The sequence below is a fragment of the Streptomyces sp. NPDC088785 genome, assembly GCF_044750685.1.
Taxonomy (GTDB): Bacteria; Actinomycetota; Actinomycetes; order Streptomycetales; family Streptomycetaceae; genus Streptomyces.
In genome coordinates, this window is record NZ_JBIVKH010000006.1 from 88,588 (window position 1) to 103,682 (window position 15,095).

The 15,095-nt window shown below is 69.9% G+C and carries 13 protein-coding genes and 2 pseudogenes; 12 read left to right on the top strand and 3 right to left on the bottom strand.

The window, feature by feature from the left end; all coding sequences use genetic code 11:
- Positions 1–20 precede the first annotated feature (20 nt).
- Both ACIP5K_RS19240 and ACIP5K_RS19245 read left to right on the top strand, forming a co-directional pair.
- Positions 21–969, top strand: a pseudogene (locus ACIP5K_RS19240) (IS630 family transposase).
- A 334-nt stretch (positions 970–1,303) separates the two neighbouring features.
- The gene (locus tag ACIP5K_RS19245) at positions 1,304–1,795 is read left to right on the top strand and encodes a MarR family winged helix-turn-helix transcriptional regulator (protein WP_401410968.1); all 492 of its coding nucleotides are present in this window, start codon (positions 1,304–1,306) and stop codon (positions 1,793–1,795) included.
- A 247-nt stretch (positions 1,796–2,042) separates the two neighbouring features.
- On the opposite strand, the gene ACIP5K_RS19250 is transcribed toward ACIP5K_RS19245, so the two are convergent.
- Complete coding sequence (locus ACIP5K_RS19250; RefSeq protein WP_401410971.1) at positions 2,043–2,525, bottom strand: hypothetical protein; 483 nt, start codon at positions 2,523–2,525, stop codon at positions 2,043–2,045.
- Between the two features lie 383 nt (positions 2,526–2,908).
- Between ACIP5K_RS19250 and ACIP5K_RS19255 the strand changes: the two genes are divergently transcribed.
- Both ACIP5K_RS19255 and ACIP5K_RS19260 read left to right on the top strand, forming a co-directional pair.
- The gene (locus ACIP5K_RS19255) at positions 2,909–3,187 is read left to right on the top strand and encodes a hypothetical protein (RefSeq protein WP_401410973.1); all 279 of its coding nucleotides are present in this window, start codon (positions 2,909–2,911) and stop codon (positions 3,185–3,187) included.
- A 229-nt stretch (positions 3,188–3,416) separates the two neighbouring features.
- Complete coding sequence (locus ACIP5K_RS19260; RefSeq protein ID WP_401410975.1) at positions 3,417–3,737, top strand: hypothetical protein; 321 nt, start codon at positions 3,417–3,419, stop codon at positions 3,735–3,737.
- Between the two features lie 11 nt (positions 3,738–3,748).
- On the opposite strand, the pseudogene ACIP5K_RS19265 reads toward ACIP5K_RS19260, so the two are convergent.
- Positions 3,749–4,118, bottom strand: a pseudogene (locus ACIP5K_RS19265) (IS5/IS1182 family transposase); the annotation flags it as partial.
- A gap of 174 nt (positions 4,119–4,292) precedes the next feature.
- Here ACIP5K_RS19265 and ACIP5K_RS19270 point away from each other — a divergent pair.
- Together ACIP5K_RS19270 and ACIP5K_RS19275 are read left to right on the top strand one after the other, a co-directional pair.
- The gene (locus ACIP5K_RS19270; protein ID WP_401410977.1) at positions 4,293–5,390 is read left to right on the top strand and encodes a hypothetical protein; all 1,098 of its coding nucleotides are present in this window, start codon (positions 4,293–4,295) and stop codon (positions 5,388–5,390) included.
- Positions 5,391–5,457: 67 nt separating this feature from the next.
- Entirely contained in the window at positions 5,458–5,889 is a 432-nt protein-coding gene (locus ACIP5K_RS19275; RefSeq protein ID WP_401410978.1) for a hypothetical protein, read from the top strand.
- A 504-nt stretch (positions 5,890–6,393) separates the two neighbouring features.
- Here the strand turns inward: ACIP5K_RS19275 and ACIP5K_RS19280 are convergent.
- The gene (locus ACIP5K_RS19280) at positions 6,394–7,935 is read right to left on the bottom strand and encodes a PLP-dependent aminotransferase family protein (protein ID WP_401410980.1); all 1,542 of its coding nucleotides are present in this window, start codon (positions 7,933–7,935) and stop codon (positions 6,394–6,396) included.
- Positions 7,936–8,151: 216 nt separating this feature from the next.
- Between ACIP5K_RS19280 and ACIP5K_RS19285 the strand changes: the two genes are divergently transcribed.
- From ACIP5K_RS19285 to ACIP5K_RS19310, 6 genes are read left to right on the top strand one after another with little or no spacing between them, the layout of a single operon-like run.
- On the top strand, positions 8,152–8,640 hold the full coding sequence (locus ACIP5K_RS19285; RefSeq protein ID WP_401410982.1) for an NUDIX hydrolase: 489 nt from the start codon (positions 8,152–8,154) through the stop codon (positions 8,638–8,640).
- Positions 8,641–8,666: 26 nt separating this feature from the next.
- On the top strand, positions 8,667–9,530 hold the full coding sequence (locus tag ACIP5K_RS19290; RefSeq protein WP_401410984.1) for a hypothetical protein: 864 nt from the start codon (positions 8,667–8,669) through the stop codon (positions 9,528–9,530).
- A gap of 56 nt (positions 9,531–9,586) precedes the next feature.
- Positions 9,587–10,705: a glycosyltransferase family 2 protein gene (locus ACIP5K_RS19295; protein WP_401410985.1), complete on the top strand. Its 1,119-nt coding sequence runs from the start codon at positions 9,587–9,589 to the stop codon at positions 10,703–10,705.
- The gene (locus tag ACIP5K_RS19300; protein ID WP_401410987.1) at positions 10,705–11,427 is read left to right on the top strand and encodes an NDP-sugar synthase; all 723 of its coding nucleotides are present in this window, start codon (positions 10,705–10,707) and stop codon (positions 11,425–11,427) included. The genes ACIP5K_RS19295 and ACIP5K_RS19300 overlap by 1 nt, the downstream gene beginning before the upstream one ends.
- Before the next feature lie 44 nt (positions 11,428–11,471).
- Positions 11,472–13,265: an ABC transporter ATP-binding protein gene (locus ACIP5K_RS19305; protein WP_401410989.1), complete on the top strand. Its 1,794-nt coding sequence runs from the start codon at positions 11,472–11,474 to the stop codon at positions 13,263–13,265.
- Complete coding sequence (locus ACIP5K_RS19310; RefSeq protein WP_401410990.1) at positions 13,262–15,070, top strand: ABC transporter ATP-binding protein; 1,809 nt, start codon at positions 13,262–13,264, stop codon at positions 15,068–15,070. Before ACIP5K_RS19305 ends, ACIP5K_RS19310 begins: the two co-directional genes overlap by 4 nt.
- Positions 15,071–15,095: the final 25 nt, after the last annotated feature.

Below are 15,095 nucleotides of genomic sequence, written 5' to 3' on the forward strand. Positions count from 1 at the left end.
GGGCGGCACGGACGGCCAGAATGATCGACGCGGCTGAACGCGTGCAGGTTCGGGAGATCGATGATGACGAGGGTAGGCCGTTGCTGCGGATCAGCCGCAGAGGAACCGGGTCGGTAGTGACCTGGCGGCGGGCCCAGATGGTGCTCCTGTCCGCCCAGGGAATGCCGGTGGCGAAGGTCACCGAGGTGACGTTCGGATTCGCCTCGCTCTACCCGAAGTACCAGGGCGGCCGGCCCAGGACGTTCACCCTCCCGGAGCGTCGGGAGATGAAGAAGACCGCGAAGTCCAAGCCGGTCGAGCACGGCCTGTCCTTCTCGACCTGGAGCTTGGCCCAACCGGCCGACTTCCCGGTCGCCGAGGGGGTGGTCGACGACATCAGCCACCAGGGCCTGCGCATCCTGCTCCGCGAGGAAGGCGTCTCCTTTCCACACGTGAAGACGTGGAAGACCTCCCGCGCTCCCGACTGCGACACGAAGGAGGCCCGCGTCGAGCACCTCTACGCGATCGCCGACGGCGAGGTCATACCCGAGGAGAGCGAACCCGAAGTCGTCTTTTGCATGGACGAGTTCGGGCCGCTCAACCTCCAGCCCCATCCAGGTCGGCAGTGGACCGAACGCGGCGGCAAGCACCAAAACCCCTACCGCGACCCCCGACCACGCAGACGGGCCACCTACACCCGCCCACACGCGGCCCGGCGGTACCTGTTCGCCGCCTACGACCTGCGCAAAGACCAGCCTTACAAGCACATCAAGAAGACCAAGAACAGATCGAAGTTCCTGGAGTTCTGCCGCTACCTACGCTCGCGTCGAAGCCCAGTTCACCGCCCTGCGCTCCTTCGCCCTCGACGGCACCGACCACCCCTCCCACAGGGCCCAGGGCAGGATGATCCGCCGCTACATCGTCTGGCGGAACAAACACGCCCAGGACCAACGCCTACGCGACGTCGTCGCCGGAGTCAGCATCGCCTGACCTCCTACCGCACTCCCCATCAGGCACCGAAGTGCGGATGAGGGCAGATCTCCAACCCCTCGCCTGGACGATCACTCCAGCCCCACCACAGGTGGCGATCCCCGCACTGCCACACGCTTCGGCAGACACGCTTCCCGTCGTCATCCCGCCGTGAGAGGACCATCGCAGTGCAGGCCATCGTCTGGTCACAGGACGGGCAACAGGGTGCCGTGCTTTGTGAATCCACCGCATGAAAGTAACCCCTCTCCTCAGATGACCGCCCGTAGCTTTCAATCCCTCGCCAACAGGGCGAACGTTGCCTGATGCGGCACGAGGACGCTGTAGCGTCGCGATCATGAAACCGTCAACCGGCATCATCACTGACCAGGCGCCGGCTGATCGGGACGCCCCGGACGACGCGTTGGCCAGCCAGCCCATCGGCTATTGGGCGGGTCTCGTCCACGAGGCAGTCACCCGACATGTGCGTGACGCCATGGCCAGAATCGATGTCACTCAGCCGCAGTACTGGGTGCTCAACCGGATCTGCGGCGGGCCCGCGGCATCCAGTCGCGACGAGGTGATCGTCCAACTCGCCCCGCTCACACGCGAGCTGCACGAAATCCCCCGGGCCGTCGACCAGTTGCTGCACCGCGGCTGGCTCCGGAACGACGCAGGTCAGAATCTGCGCATCACCGATGCCGGCGAGAATGCCAGGGCCCGACTGCGCGGGCTGGTCACAGCGCTGCGGGCAGAGGTCCACAAGGACATCAGCGACCAGGAGTACGTGGCCGCACTCAAGGTGTTGCGCACCATGCTTGCCAATGTTCAGGGCGCCGAGAGTTCCTGACTACTTCGTCCCTGTCTGTTCACGTCACTAAGCCGCGTCATCGGTCGGGCCGTTGAGGTGTGTTCGAGGCAGCTGACGCGCCGCTCGACGCAGTTCTGGTGGTGGTGGATTTCAGGGACGGAGCGTGCACGTGATCCGCCTCGCCCCGTCCGGGCCCCGCGTCGGAGCACCGAGGCGGACGGGCCTGGATGGGGTCGGCCCGCGAACGGGTGATCGCGGCGGGAGCCGGTGCGTCGGCCGGTGCGCGCTAGTAGAGCGTGGCGGTGAGGTACTGGGTGGGTCCGGTCTCGTCGTTGTCGTGCCAGCGGCCGACGAGCACCTGGTTGGCGGGGGCCTCGTAGGAGCTGTTGTACTCCTTCACCGAGCTGGACCAGGTGCCGTGCACGACGTCCACCTTGTTGCCCGACTGGTCGATGACGTCGGCGTAGTAGTAGGTGGTGCTGCCGTTCTCGTCGCCGCTGTGGGTCCGGCCGACGAGTACCGTGCCGGCCGGTGCGACGAAGCGGACCCCGGCGGACTCCTTCACGGGCGCGCTGCGCCGGACGTTCGCCGTCGTCAGGTACACGCCGTCGCCCTGGTGCACCCTCGCGGTCCTGTAGTACGTCTTCCCGGTCTCGTCACCGTCGTGCTTACGGCCGACCAGGACCTCATGCTCGGGTGCTTGAAACTGGGACGCGTACTCCGGCTCCCCAGCGGACCAGAGGCCGGGTTCGATCGCTTCTGCCGTCACTTCGCACTCCGCTCGACGCTTCGAAGAACCGCGCGGCCAGATTGAGGCTGCCAGACGATCTTGCCCACGCCGGGCGAACATACGCGGCGAATTCCGGTCACCGGGGTCGGCGGGAACGCGGCCAGACCTCCGCCCGAGCAGGCGCACGAATACGGCCCCGGCCTATGTGGCTGGCGCCCGGTGCCTCCACCTCTTCGGCCAAGTGGGTGGGCAGCGTCGGGCTGGGGCGTGAGACCGTCTCGTCGCGTCGGAGATGACGGGTGGGTTGGGGGCGCGGCCTTGGCTGAGGCGTCGTCCCCTTCGTGGGTGCAACGTGGTCGTGCCGGGCGTGACCTTGCTTCCTTTGCTGACGTTCCCGAAGCCGCGCAGGCGTTGAGGGGCTGTTGCTGGACGTCGGGGACACGGCGGTGATCCGGCAGACGGCGGAGGCGCTGGTCCGGGTGGGGACGGTGGCCGCCGTAAGGCTCATCGCTCTCGCGGCTGCCGAGGCTGATGACAGTCAGGCCGATTGGTTGCAGACCGGGGTGCATGACGCACTGGTGGGGTCGGATGGTGTGCTGGACATGGCAGCGCTCTGCGGGCAGCTCGCCCGGGACCCGGTGGAAGCTGTCCGTCGGGGTGCCGTGGAGGTCTCGGGATGGGTGGACGGCGCAAGTTCCTGAGGTGAGTCGAGTGGCCTGTGAGCCGGTCAGGCGGCCATCGCGTGGGGTGCCCGGGGGATCGTAGACGAGGCCGTCGCGGAGCATCGCGACGAGCACGTCGGCTCAGTGTCCTGTGAGGTGCAGGGGCGTACTGTTCGCTGGAAGGATGGGGCGGCCTGGCGCGCGGCGCAGCCGAAGTAGAGGTGGAATGAAGGGGATTACGTTTCCGGCCTGGCACGGAAAGCACTACGTGTCCCTGGCTGAGCTTCTGGTCCGCCTCGGCAGCTTCGGCCTGGACCTGACGTGGCGCGTCGAATTCGACGAGATCGTCGATCCCCGCTGTGTCGAGATGGAGAGACGGTCCGCCGACGTCGGCATGGACACGTTGACGCTGTTGTCGCTGACTACCCCCTTCCTCCAACTGGTCGACGCCCAAGCGCGTGGGTTCGCCGGGGGCCAGCTGGTGATCGTCCTGACCGAATTCGACAGCTCCCTGTGGGACGTCAGGGCTGTCGACGAGCGCGTACTCAGCGAACTTCGCCACCACTACTCGGGTGCCAAGGACCTCTGAGCCGGGGCAGTTCACCCAGGACGGAGCCCCAGGCGGAACGCCGCCACGGTGGCCGTCCCGTCGACGACGTACGCCCGCTTGTCGAACCCTGTGAGCCGGACGCCTTGGCTGTTGCGGCGGCGCCGGCGGTTGGCCCGCTTGTCTTACGGCTCGGGGGCGTGTGCGTGATCTGGCGGCTGCGGAGGTAAGGCCGGTTGCAGCGTGACGAATAGGCCCCTTTGGCCTCCGACAAGGTCGAGCCGGGGTGCGCGGTCATCCACTGGCCTGCTGGGACACGCGGATCTCTTCCAGGACGGGAATCATCTGCGGTGCGTCCCCCACACACTGACCGGGAGTGATGCCCACACACTGACCGGGCGTGATGACGAACCCAGCACCTCGCTCCCAGCGCCTTACTCCGTCAAGCAACCTTCTCCTCCGGCTCCCACCGGCCCACCTGCGCGCCCATGCGAGACTGGCGCCGTGAAAGCCAATCGAGGCCCCCTTGGAGATGAGCGACGCAACCGCGGCCCTGAACTGGCACCCACTCGCGCAGTTCTGATCACCGGCGGTCTGGTGCGCGTGTCCGGCGCGGCCGCTGTGGGCTGCGGGGCGCTGTTCGGTCTGCTTCCCGTCCTCGCGCTCATCGGCAGGTTCGGCTTTCCCGACGACCCGCCGGGCTTCATACCGGTGTTCGGCGGCCCGCTCCTCGCCGCCAGCCTGGGCATCGCCGTTTTCCTGGTCGTGCTCGGCTACTCCCTGACCTTCCAGCAACTGGCCCTCGCGGACATGTACGCGAGGGCCGAGGACCCGTCCTCGCTGCGGAACGCGGTCGAGGCGCGTGGCCGTGTCAGTCGTACGCCGTTCTTTCCGGCGGTCGTGACGAGTGTCGTCATCGGGTGCCTGCTTCTGGCGACGGCCGGCATTCTGCTCGCCGCGTCCGCCTGGCCACCGGTTGCGATCATGCTGCTCGTCGCGGGCGGCCTCTGCGTCCCGGCCGTGCTCGCTCTGCTCGCCGCCGACCGGCGGTGGCGCCGCACGGCGGGCGAGCGCCTTCCCGCACAAGCCGTGGGGGAACAAGGCCGCGCGCAACTCCTCCTGAACGACACCGACACGAAGCGGCGGCAGCAGCTCAAGGCCCGTGACCGCGCCGAGGCCACCGGGCTCAACCGTGCGAGCACACCTGTGCTCCTGACCCTCGCCGTCGCCGTGCTCGCCGTCATGAGCCCCTCCCTCTCTCCCACGGCACACGTGTGGAGACGGGGGCAGCAGGTCGGTGCGGGAATCGGCGTCCTCTGCCTGATCGTCTTTCTCTGCATCGGCGCCCTGCGGGTGCGGCGGCTCCGACGCGCCCTCGCGCGGGTGCGTCGCGGCGGCCCGGCGGTGACCGACGTCGACCGGGCGCACGCGATCACCGCGACGACAGCGCAGGCGGCCGAGGTGCACGCGGCGACGGCGATCTGGGCGCTGCTCGGCGCCGGAACCCTCGGCACCCTGATTCCTCGGAGTGCTGATGTCGCGCCCGTACTGATCGCCACGGTCCTGTGGACGCTCGGCATCATCCTGCTCCTCGCGCTGTCGATGCGCGCGGACGCTGCCGCACCGAAGCTCCGGGAGGAGCACGGCTACCGGCTGCCGACCACTATCTCGGGGAACGACAACACCTGGCATTGAGGTCCGGAAGGCAGCACCTAGGACCAGGTCGTGTAGCGGAAGCGGATCACGCGCATAGGGTGTCGGCATGTCGCTGAGCCGCATAGCCCTCTCGTCCGGTCGTTCGATCAAACTCACCGAGCTGCGGATGTCTACGACCTACGGGGGAATGCTGGAGGGCTATCCGTGCCAGCGCATCAACGACATGAAGGTCAGCGGCCTCCTGCGACAGGCCGAGCATGCGTTCTCCTTCGCGCCCGTTCATCTCGTTCCCCCCTCCCGCGAGTACCCGGACCAGACCGCTGGCGCCTTCGGCCCCGTGGAGGTGCTGCCTTCCGTGACTTGCATCGGTGTCTTCGGCTCGACAGCGGTCGACCCCGAACTCGACGCGGTGCTGCACCGCTCCGCTCTCATCGTGGCCTGGTTCCAGGCCACCCCGGAGATTCCGTCGGGCCAAGATGCCGATCCCGCTCTTCGCAGCATTCGCTGGGACGAGCTGGCCCAGGACTACGAGCTCTAGGACGCGCGCTGATCACAGCCTCTCGTTGATGGCGGCTACGAGGAGGGTGGCCTCATAGCGGACTGCGAGCCTGTCGAGTGGCCACGGCCCGATGACGCTCCAGCCGGTTGATCCCGCACTCGACCGCACGGCGCCGCTCGCGGCAGTCGGCCGAGTCGACAAACGGCGGACGGCAGCCGCGGGAGCCCAGCTTCCGGCGGTTGACGGTTCCTTCTGCTGATCACCCTGCCTGCTGCCGATCACCCTGCTTGCGGGCCCCGGCCGCATGCTGATGAGCGCAGCTCACTGTCGAGTCGACGGTCAGGACCCCTCGTGATCGCACCCTTCACGTCCACCAAAGAGTGGAGCCGAGCGAGGACGCGGTGCCAGCTGCCGTCCCGCTGCCACCGGCGGAACAGGTCATGGAGGCGAGGCACACGAACAGCTCGGGTCGACGAAGATGCACGCCCGCGTGCCTCGGCATTGCCGTCGTCCGGGTGTTGCGCCCGCTGTCTCTCTCAACTCTCAACGGGTGAGGCGATGGATCACGTCGGACAGACGCCTGATGGCGTACGTCGCGGTGGGCGCGCGGACGCACCCGAAACCCAGGACCAGGGCATCGCGAGCGGGCGCGGCCAGGCAGTAGTGATGCAGCGGGCGCAGTGTGATCCCGAGGGCGCAGGCCTGTTCCTGCACCTCGCTGCCGGCCACGTCCGGCGGCAGGTCGCTGACGAGATGGGTTCCGGCCGTCTCGATCGGCGCGTGCCGCACGGTGTCGCCGATGTACCGGCGCAGTTCGCCGGTCAGGTGCGCGCGCCGCTCGGCGTGCACCGTCTGGAGGCGGTCGACGTGAGCGGCGAAATGGGTGGAGGAGACGAAGTCGTTGACCGTTGCCTGCGAGGTCAGTGACGGGCCGTGGTTGAAGGTGGCGGCGATGCGGGACATGGGATCCACCAGAGCCTCGGGCAGCACGCAGTACCCGATGCGCACACCGGGGAACAGGGTGGCGCCGAACGCTCCTACGTAGACGACGTTCTGTCCCGCCGGGCCTGCCTGGAGCGCCGCGCGCGGCCGCGGGCCCTTGGGTATGCCCTCGGGATCGTGCTCGATGATCCACGCCTGATGCGTGTCCGCCCAGGCGAGCAGCTTCTCCCGGCGCCGGGCGGACAGCACCGCACCGGTCGGGAACTGCCTGCCGGGCGTGACGAGGGCGAGGCGGGCGTCCGGATGGTGCTCGAGCCCCCACTCGACGCGCATGCCGTGCTCGTCCACAGGCACGGGCCGCAACACGGCACCGGTGCGGGCCATCTCCGCCCGAGTGCGGCGATGCCCGGGATCCTCCACGAGCACTTCGTCGCCGTGGTCGAGGAGGCAGTCGCGGAGCAGAGCCACCGCATGCTCGGGCCCCTCGGTGACAAGAACCTGAGACGGATCACAGCGCACTCCGCGCGTCAGCGCGAGTTGGGACGCGATGGTCTCCCGCAACGGCCGGTATCCGAAGGAGTCCAGCTCTGCCAGCAGCCGGGCGGGTGCGGTGCGCAGCCGCGTGCTGTACAGACGGGTCCACTGGGCGACGGGGAAGACGTCCAGTGCGGGGACCCCCACGGCGAACGGCAGGTCCCACGGCCCCGGAGCCGGGATGTGGTCGGCGGGCGCCGCGGCCAGCCCCATCATGCGACGCCCTCCGCGTGACAGCGACCGTGCCGAGCGCCGGTCTCCCGCCTCCCCGAGTGCCACGTGCCGGTCTCCGGCCTCCGCGAGTGCCGAGCCCCGCGGCGCCCGTGTCCTGCGGGCCGCGGCCGAGGTCACCACCGTGCCGCCACCGGCCAGTCCCTTGGTGTGACCGTCCGCCTGGAGCTGCTCGTAGGCCTTGAGCACGGTGTTCCGGGAGACGCCGAGATCCTGGGCGAGCGCACGGGAAGCGGGCAGCGGCGTCCCCGGGGCGAGCTGCCTCCGTTCTCCGATCATGGCGGTGAGACTGCGGTACAGCTGCTGGTACAGCGGGACGGGAGATGAGCGGTCAAGCCGGATCCCGTCGGCGGGAAGGGTGCGTGGATGGCTGCTCATCGGTCTCCACGGTTTTGGCGGGCGCGTACATGAAATCCGCAGTACCCGGTCCCACCACGCCAAATCACCCTCCGGGCAACGGACTTGGCTCCTAGCGTGCTGCCGGGTTGGATCTACCGCGCCGCGCGGCGAAGGCTGATCTTTGTGTCAGCGAAGGGAGTACCAGCGTCCCTGCGCCCCAGGCGCCGGTCCTACCCGGCTTCGGAGAGGAACGCCATGAGCGGCTATCCCGAGCACTCGGTCTCCGCGATCGCTGTGATCGAGGACGACGACGGACGCATCCTTGCGATCCGCCGCAACGACAACGGCCGTTGGGTCCCACCCGGCGGGATCGTCGAGTACGACGAGAGCCTCGTGGACGCCGTCCGGCGTGAGGCGCGCGAGGAGACCGGGCTGACCGTGGAGCCGCTGCGCCTGGGGGCCGTCTACAAGTACCGGAACCCCGAACGTGGCGTGGTCTCGTTGATGTTCCTGTGCCGGGTCCTCTCGGGCACGCTGACGACGAACGACGAAGCGGGGGCGTTCTGGTGGATGACGGCCGCCGAGGTCGCCGCCAACATGTCACCGACCTTCGCCCAGCGCGTCTTCGACACGCTCGAAGGGCCCGCCGTACCGGTCCGGAGCCACGACGAGCACCGCGTCCTCGCCGAGGTCGACCTGCCCGGCGTGGAAGCGGGCCGGCCGGGCGGGAAGGTCATGTCGTGACGGGCCGCCGTGCCATGGACATACGAGTGGCGGTGGAGGCCGCGCCGGCCGGCACGGCCTCCCGTGAGGATCCCCGGCTCTCCGAGGACGTGGTGTGCATCGAGCCCGGGTGCGTCGCCGTTCTGGACGGTGCCTCGGTACCCGAGGGGATCGGGACCGGATGCTGTCACGGAACAGCCTGGTACACCCGGCAACTGGCCGCTCACGCGGCTGCCTTGGCACAGAATCCCCGCTTCGGCCTCGACGAGGCGCTGGGGCGCGCCATCGGTGCGGTCCGTGCCGCGCACGACAGCACGTGCGATCTCGACAATCCGATGTCGCCGTCCGCGACCGTGGCGCTCGCGCGGTGGAACTCCGAGTGCCTGCAATGGCTCGTCCTCGCTGACGCGCTCGTGCTGGTGGAACGGACGGACGACACCATCGAGGTCGTGCAGGACCTGCGGGACGACGCCCTGACGCCAGAACTGAGCGCACGCGCTCGCCGGCACACACCGGGTGACGCACGTGACGAGGCCCGGTGGAGGGACCACACCGTCGCGCAACGCGCCGCGCGCAACCGGCCGGGGGGCAGCTGGATAGCCCGCTCCGAGCCGGAAGCCGCCGGACACGCCCTCACCGGCAGCGTCGACCTGCGACGGGTGCGCTCCTTCGCGGTGATGAGCGACGGCGCCGCGCGCCTGGTCACGCCGTTCGCCCTGACCGACTGGAACGGTCTGGCGCACACCCTGCGCGAAGAAGGACCGGCCGGACTCCTGGAACAGGTGCGCACGGCGGAAGGAACGGATGGCGACGCCGCTCGCTGGCCCCGGGTGAAGCGCCACGACGACGCCGCTGTCGTGCACTGCGCCCCCGTCCGGCCCCGGGAGCGCGCCCGTCGTCGCGATCACTGACGGGGAGGCCCGTCGCCGCCCCGGCCCACTGCCGGCTCTCGGAAGGAGACCCCGTCATGTCGCACAAGCCCGAGCACCTCTCCACCGGCGTCATCGTCCCCGCGCTGAACTGCGCGGAAACGATCGACCGGGCGCTGGCCTCGATCGCCGCCCAGACCCGACCCGTCGACCGCGTCGTCGTGGTCAACGACGGTTCCGACGACAGTACGGGGGAGCGGGCCAAGGCGTGGCAGGACATCCTGCCGCTCACGCTCGTCGACCTGCCCACCCCGACCGGCATCTGGAACGCCCGCCACCAGGCGATCGAGGAACTGGACACGCGGCTCGTGCTCCAGCTCGACAGCGACGACTTCTTCCACCCCGCGCACGTCGAGGTCATGGTCGACACCTTCCGCCGCAGGCCGGGGCTCATCAGTCCGCGGCCCCTGATCTGGCGCGGCGGCACCGACCTCGCCCCCTCGCGCATCCACAAGGACACCCTGCCCCGTGAGGGACTCTCCCAGCTCGAACAGCTCCTGGTCCACAACTACGTGTTCGTCGGTGCGATGTTCGACAGAGCGCTGTACCACGCCGTCGGCGGCTACCGGCCGATCCGCTATTCGCAGGACTGGGACCTGTGGATCCGGATGGTGGAACACGGCGCGGAGGTGATCAAGCCCCACGACGCCACCTATGTCTACCGATCGGGCGCCCCCAGCTACAGCGCGGGCGTCGACCGGGACATCACCGACGTCGAGGTCCTGGACACCTATCTGCGGTCGTCGGTCTCCACCCGGATGCGCCACGTCGCCAAGATCGCGCTCCTGCAACGCATGGGACCCCGCTTTCTGGACCGCTGCACACCCCTGGACCCCGACGAGGCAGAGCGGCGGCTGCACGCCGCGGGCCTCGCACCCGGCGCGGACGTTCTGGCCGCGGCGTCGGACGACGACCTCGGCGTCCTCGTCCAGACGCGCCGGGCGGGGCCCACCACCGCCGGCGAAGCGGTCACGGTCCTCTCGGTGGTCGACCACGACCTGCGCACGGAACGGCTACGACTTCGGGCGACAGGGACCGGACTTCAGGTCGAGCATCTGCACGAACCTCATCTGAGGCTGCGGCGACCACCCTCCGCGGGAGCCCCCGCCCCGAACCCAGCACACCCCGACGCACGGCGAACCGGCGAGGAGACGTGATGAAGGCCTTCGTACTGGCAGGCGGCAAGGGAGTCCGGCTGCGCCCCTACACCACGCGGCTGCCCAAGCCGCTCGTACCGATCGGGGGCGAGTACGCCATGCTGGAGATCACGCTGACCCAGCTCGCCCGGTCCGGCGTGGACGAGGTCTTCCTCTCCATCGGCCACCTGGGCCATGTGATCCGCAGCTGTATCGGGGACGGGTCCCGCTGGAATCTGCGGGTGACCTACATCGAGGAGGACAGCCCCCTCGGCACTCTCGGCCCCCTGCTGCCCGCACTGGACCGCCTGCCCGAGCAGTTCCTCTTCATGAACGGAGACCTGCTGACCGACCTGGACCACAGGGCTCTGTTCGAGGGACACGTGGCCTCCGGGGCGGAACTCAGCCTCGCCGCGGCGGCCCGTGAGGTGCGCGTGGAGTTCGGCGTCCTGGAAGTGGACGGCGACCGGGTGAAGGACTTCGTGGAGAAGCCGGTCGTGCGCAACGAAGTGAGCATGGGCGCCTACGCCGTGTCCGCATCGGCTCTGCGCGACTACACGCCGGGACAGCAACTGGGTGTGGACCGGCTGATTCTCGACCTGCTGGCCGCCGGACGCACCGTACGCGCGCACCATCACCGCGGACTGTGGATCGACGTCGGGCGCCCGGAGGACTACGACCGGGCCAACAGCGAGTTCGACCTGATGCGCGCCGAACTGCTGGGGGAGGCCGCTCACTCATGACACCCCCCGCCTCGGCCCCCGCTCGGCCGCCTCACCCCTCAGCCGTGCCGGACCAGGGGACGGGAGACAACGAGGTCGGCGCGGTCAGCGGCCACGACATACTCCGCGGCGGGCTGCGCATCGTGGCCAGGGCGGCTCGTGCGAAGCCGCGCCCGTTCGTGATCGCCAGCGTGGGCAGCTCGGTGTTCGCGGCCGGCACGGTGGCGACCGCCTTCGTGGTCGGCTCGGTCCTCAGCCACATCGTGGGCCCGGCGATCCGCGAGGGCGAGGCGGGCGCCGCCGCGGCGGCCACGGCGGCATGCGTCGTCGCCGGCGTCACCCTGATCAAGATCGCCGGGATCGTCACCCGCCGGGTGTCCGTCGGCGTGATGCAGTACGGACTGGTCGCCGACCACCGCAAGGAGGTGGCCCGCACCTGCCTGCGGCGCCCGCTGAGCTGGTTCCACACCCAGCGGCCGGGAGCCCTGCTGTCAGCCGCGTCCAGCGACGTCGACGCGGCCTGGTGGGCGGTAGCCGATCTCGCCCTCGCGGTGGGCGCGGCAGTAATGATGATCCTGGCTCTGGCCTCCCTGTGGCTGACCGACTGGGTGCTCGCCCTCGTGGGAGCCACCGCGTTCCCGCTGCTCGTCGCCGTCAACCTGTGGTACTCCCGCGCCGTCTCGCCTCGCCTCGCCTCCGTACAGGAGAGCCGCGCCGCGATCGCGGACCTCGCGCACGAGAACATCGAGGGCGCCCACGTCATCCGCATCCTGGGGCGCGCGGACGCGGAAGTACGCCGCTTCGCCGCGGAGACCGACCGCCTGCGCACCGCGGCCGTGGGTGTGGGCCGGGCCCGGGCGTCCTTCGACCCCGCCGTCGAGGCCCTGCCGCAACTGGCCACACTCGCTCTGCTCCTGGTCGGAACGACGAGGCTGGCCGCCGGCGCGATCGAGGTGGCCGACCTGGTCTCCTCGGCCCTGCTGTTCTCCGCCATCGCCTTCCCCCTGGGCGCGCTGGGCTGGCTCATGGGACAGCTGCCGCGCAGCGTGGTCGGCTGGTCCCGCCTGAACCGGATCCTCGACACACCGGCCGATCGGCCCGCCGCCCCGGCGGCGCGACCCCGCACGGCGAACGCACCGCTCGGCATCCGGGCCCGCGCTCTGTCCTACGACTACGGCGACGGCCGCAGCGCGGTGGACACCGTCGACCTGGAGGTGCCGGCCGGTTCGATCGTCGCGATCGCCGGACCCACCGGCGCCGGCAAGACGACGCTCCTGCATCTCATGGCGGGACTGCTGCGGCCCCGGACCGGTGAGTGCCGCATCGTGGACAGCGGCTCGGGCGCGGGCCACGGTCCGCTCGCCGAGCCCGCCCCGCACCTCTCCTACGTGCCCCAGGAGACGTTCCTGTTCGCCGACTCCGTTCGCGGCAACATCACCCTCGGCGCCGAACTCTCCGACGACGAGATCTGGCGCGCGCTGCGGCTGGCCCGCGCCGAGGACATCGTCGAATCACTGCCCGACGGCCTCGACGCCGCCATCAGCGAACGCGGTGGATCCCTGTCAGGAGGCCAGCGCCAACGGATCGCCCTGGCCCGGGCACTGGCCCGCCGGCCTCGGCTGCTGCTCCTGGACGATGCGACCTCGGCCCTCGACCCGCGCGTCGAGGCGGACGTGATGGAGTCGCTGCGCCGAGAACGCGGAACGACGACCGTACTCGTCGCGCACCGGCGCAGCGGCCTGGCTCTGGCCGACGAGGTGATCTTCATGGAGCACGGACGAGTACGGGCACGCGATTCCCACGCACAGCTGGTGGCGTCCGAGCCCGCCTACCGCGACCTGGTGCAGGAGGAATCGTGAGCAGTCCCACCGATGCGTCACCGCCGGCGGGCCTCAGGACCGAACCGCACGACGGTGCGCCCCCGAGCACGGCGACGAAGGACATCCGATCCCGGCTCGTACGACGCCTGCCCCTCACCCTGGCGCTCGGCGCCCTTGCGGCGCTGGGCCGGGTCGCCGTACCTGTCGTCGCCCAACGCGTCACCGATCTGGCGTCCGCGCCCGGCTCCCACGACCTCACCGAGCCCCTCCAACTGGTTGTTCTCGGCACGCTCGTCCTGGCTGCGAGCACCCTGTGCGCCTGTCTGATGGCCCGTCGTATGTACGGCGATGCGGAGGACGCGCTCGCGGTCGTCCGGGTGGCCATGCTGGAGCACGTGCACCGGCTGGCGCCCCTGGACCGCAGCCGGTACCGGCGAGGAGCCCTCGTCGCCCGCATGACCAATGACGTCGACCAGATCTCCAACTTCATGCAGCGCGGTGGCGCCATGGTGCTGGTCGGCCTCGCACAGCTCGTCCTCGCCGTCGTCCTGATGTTCGTCTACTCGTGGCAGCTCGCGCTGATCGTCGTCGCGTGCATGGCGCCGCTGCCGGCGCTCCTGCCCCTGTTGCAGCGCCGCCTCGCCGCCGTGTTCGTCACCATCCAGGGCCGTCTGGGCACGGTGGTCGGACTCATCGGGGAGATCGTGGCGGGCTCGGTCGTGGTCCGGGTCTTCGGCGCTCAGAAGATGCTGCAACAGCGAATCGACGACGCGGTCGATGATCACTACCGGTCGCAGATGCAAGGACAGCGCCTGGCTGCCGTCGCCTACCTCACCGGCGAGGCCGTCGTAGGGCTGATCTCGGCAACCGTACTGGCCGCGGGGGTCTATCTGGGCGCCGCCGGCCGCGTCACCATCGGCGAACTGGCCGCATTCCTCTTCCTCACCACCCTGTTCATCCATCCATTGCAGTTGAGCGCGGAGATCCTCAACGAGTTCCAGAACGCTCTCGCCGCGTCCCGACGCATACGCCATCTCCTCGCCCACGAGCCGACGATGCGGGACCCCCGGGACGCGGCCACCCCCCTGCCCGAAGGCCCCCTCGGGGTGGAACTCTCCGGCGTCGACTTCCATTACCCCGACGGACCCCAGGTCCTGCACGGCGTCGAGCTCACCCTCAAGCCGGGCCGGAGCCTCGCTGTCGTGGGCCGCACCGGATCGGGCAAGAGCACCATCGTGTCGATGCTGGCGCGCATGGCGGACCCCACCCACGGCGAGGTCACCCTGGGCGGTGTGCCCCTGAACCGGATCCCACCGGAGCAACTGCGCACCGCCGTGCAGCTGGTGCCCCAGGACGGCCATCTCTTCAACGCCACCATCGCCGAGAACGTTCGGTACGCCCGGCCCGAGCTGACCGATGCCCACGTGCACGAGGTGTTCGCCGACCTCGGCCTGGCCGACTGGCTCGATGCCCTGCCGCAGGGAGTCGGGACCCAGGTGGGTCCGGGCGGCAGCTCACTGTCCGCGGGGGAGCGGCAACTGGTGGCCTTCGCACGCGCTCACGCGGCCGCGCCGGCCCTCCTCGTGCTCGACGAGGCCACGTCCCTGCTCGATCCGCTGACCGAGGCCCGCATGGCGTACGCCGTCGACCGGATGGCTCGCACCCGCACGCTGGTGGCCGTCGCCCATCGCATGTCGACCGCCGAACGCACCGACGAGGTCGTGGTGATGGACGGGGGCCGCATCGTCCAGCGCGGTCCGCACGCCCGCCTGCGCAAGGAAGAAGGGCCCTACCGGGCACTGCACCAGGCCTGGACGGCCCGCATGCACGCCGACCCCAGCTGACCGCACACACGCCGACCCCAGCTGA

Coding starts and splice junctions, on each gene's coding strand:
- ACIP5K_RS19245 (WP_401410968.1), top strand. CDS start 1,304: ATGAAACCGTCAACCGGCATCATCACTGACCAGGCGCCGGCTGATCGG.
- ACIP5K_RS19275 (WP_401410978.1), top strand. CDS start 5,458: ATGTCGCTGAGCCGCATAGCCCTCTCGTCCGGTCGTTCGATCAAACTC.
- ACIP5K_RS19280 (WP_401410980.1), bottom strand. CDS start 7,935: ATGAGCAGCCATCCACGCACCCTTCCCGCCGACGGGATCCGGCTTGAC.
- ACIP5K_RS19285 (WP_401410982.1), top strand. CDS start 8,152: ATGAGCGGCTATCCCGAGCACTCGGTCTCCGCGATCGCTGTGATCGAG.
- ACIP5K_RS19295 (WP_401410985.1), top strand. CDS start 9,587: ATGTCGCACAAGCCCGAGCACCTCTCCACCGGCGTCATCGTCCCCGCG.
- ACIP5K_RS19300 (WP_401410987.1), top strand. CDS start 10,705: ATGAAGGCCTTCGTACTGGCAGGCGGCAAGGGAGTCCGGCTGCGCCCC.